Source organism: Polaromonas sp. (assembly GCF_036676035.1).
Taxonomy (GTDB): Bacteria; Pseudomonadota; Gammaproteobacteria; order Burkholderiales; family Burkholderiaceae_C; genus Polaromonas.
Genome location: NZ_JAKFDR010000027.1, coordinates 1 through 2,478 on the forward strand (window position 1 = coordinate 1; position 2,478 = coordinate 2,478).

2 protein-coding genes are annotated in these 2,478 nt (G+C 64.6%); both read left to right on the top strand.

Going from position 1 to position 2,478, the window contains the following annotated elements; genetic code table 11:
- Positions 1 to 248 precede the first annotated feature (248 nt).
- Positions 249 to 1,427, top strand: coding sequence for an MlaE family ABC transporter permease (locus V6M61_RS05170; RefSeq protein WP_332775501.1), 1,179 nt, complete (start codon positions 249 to 251; stop codon positions 1,425 to 1,427).
- A 4-nt stretch (positions 1,428 to 1,431) separates the two neighbouring features.
- Positions 1,432 to 2,220, top strand: coding sequence for an ABC transporter ATP-binding protein (locus V6M61_RS05175; RefSeq protein WP_332775502.1), 789 nt, complete (start codon positions 1,432 to 1,434; stop codon positions 2,218 to 2,220).
- The last annotated feature ends 258 nt before the right edge of the window (positions 2,221 to 2,478 follow it).

Consider the following 2,478-nt stretch of genomic DNA (forward strand, 5'->3'; position numbering starts at 1 on the left):
CCATGAGCAAGGCGCAAAACGCCGTCGGGGTAGGCCCCCGACAAGGCTTTGCAACGCCGCGCATGGCCTTTTTGATCGCAACCCGAAGGGAAGGGGTCCCATCGGGCGCAACTCGGCGTTGCCCACCTTGCCCGCACATCAGTGCGGGCGGCGGCGGGCGCCTTGATTTGCGCCCGATGGAACCCCTTCGCACCTCCACAATTAGTGTGAACAGGCCCTAACCTGCCCGCCTGTTTCACTTGAAAGCGGTGACTGCCATCGACCCCAAGCATCCTCAGGAAGATTTTGCGGCGCGCGGTCTGGTGCCGCGCATAGCCCGGCAAGACACGCCCGAAGGACCGTGCTGCGCCGTGCTGGGTGTGTGGACGGCGGCAGAGCTGACCGCCCGCCCGGTGTGGGAGGCCCTGATGGCCAGTTTGCAGGCGCTTGGTGGCACTGCCTACCAGGCACCCCAGTGGGATTTGCGCCAGATCGGGCAGCTCGACCACCTGGGCGCGCAGGTGCTATGGGACCACTGGGGGCGGCGATGGCCTGAAAAACTCCAGGTGCTGCCCGCGCAGCGCGTCGTGCTGGAGCGGGTGGCCCAGTTCAGCATGGTCCGGCCTCCCGTCGTGCACCCCGGCTGGAAAGACCGCTACCACGCCTTTGGCGGCACACTGCTTCAGATCGTCGACCATGTCGGGGGGCTGATGCGCCTGATTGGCCAGTTGCTGCTGGACCTGGTCCGGCTGGCCCGGCATCCGCAGGATGGGCCGTGGCGCGATGTCTCGGGCCACTTGTTTCACATTGGCGCCACCGCCTTGCCGATCACCGCGCTGGTGGGCTTTCTGATTGGCGTGGTGCTGGCCTATTTGATCTCGCAGCAGCTGCGCCAGTTCGGGGCCGATGCTTTCATTGTGAACATCCTGGGTATTTCACTGATTCGCGAGCTCGGGCCGGTGCTGGCCGCCATCCTGATTGCCGGGCGCTCCGGCTCGGCGATCACCGCGCAGATCGGCGTGATGCGTGTGACGGAAGAACTGGATGCCATGCGCGTGATGGGCATTGCGCGTGGCTACCGGCTGGTGATGCCGCGCGCCATGGCGCTGGCCGTGGTGATGCCGCTGATCAGCGTGTGGACCACCCTGGCCGCGCTGCTGGGGGGCATGCTGGCATCCGACATCGCCATGGACGTCACCCCTTCGTTTTTCATCAATTCACTGCCTGGCGCGGTCAAGGCCGCCAACCTGTTTCTGGCGACGGGCAAGTCGGTGGTGTTTGGCGTGTTGATTGCGCTGATCGGCTGCCATTTCGGCCTGCGCGTCAAGCCCAACACCGAGAGCCTGGGCCGCGGCACCACGGCTTCGGTGGTGACGTCCATCACGGTGGTGATTCTGGTCGATGCCTTGTTCGCGGTGCTGTTCAAAAGCGTAGGCGTCAGAGGCTGAAAACATGAGCGATCCTGTCGTCGAAATCCGCCGGCTGTGGACCGTCTTCCAGGATGGCGACAAGAAAACCGTGGTGCACAAAGACCTGGACCTGAGCGTTGAACGCGGTGAGGTGATGTCGCTGGTCGGCTGCTCGGGCACCGGCAAGACGGTGCTGCTGCGCCAGATACTGGGGCTGGCGCAGCCCACGCAAGGCGAGATCACCGTGCTGGGCAAGCCGGCGGCCGAGCTTGGCAAACACGGCGCGGCCAGCCGTGTCGGCATGCTGTTCCAGCATGGCGCGCTGTTTTCGGCCTTCACGGTGCTGGAGAACATTGCCTTTCCGCTGCGCGAGCTCAAGACCCTGCCCAGTGCGCTGATTCATGAAACGGCCCTGGTCAAGCTGCAGATGGTCGGGCTGGGCGCCGACGCGGCCTACAAGATGCCCAGCGATTTGTCGGGCGGCATGATCAAGCGGGTGGCGCTGGCGCGCGCGCTGATCATGGACCCGCCGCTGCTGTTGCTCGACGAGCCGACCTCCGGGCTGGACCCGGACAGTTCCGACAGCTTTTGCGCGCTGCTGCGCTCGCTGCACCGCGACCTGGGGCTCACGGTGGTGATGGTCACGCACGACCTGGACACGCTGTTTGAGCTGAGCACACGCATCGCCGTGCTGGCCGAGCAGAAGGTCATCGTCAATGCGTCGCCCAAGGAGGTGATTGCCTTTCCGCATCCTTTTATCCATGATTTTTTCCTCGGAGAGCGGGGGCAGCGCGCGATGGAACTGCTGCGCGAGTACCCGTTCACGGTTTAAACCTAGAAACAGCAGTTGACCGCTCGCAAACTTCAGGAAAGCCGCATGCACATTGACTTGTCCCTCTTAGCTTGCGTACACCTTCCGGGTGACAGCGCTATGCACCCGATTGCACCGTGCTCGACGCGCCATGCGGCGTTGCTCCGCCTTGTGGGCAGGAGCCCACTGCGTTGTCACCCTTGCAGGGCGCGGCTCAGTCGCAGCCTGAGCCCGTTCGCGCTGTCCACTGGCACGCAGGTGCCAGCGGAGCCGCAGCGC

Coding starts and splice junctions, on each gene's coding strand:
- V6M61_RS05175 (WP_332775502.1), top strand. CDS start 1,432: ATGAGCGATCCTGTCGTCGAAATCCGCCGGCTGTGGACCGTCTTCCAG.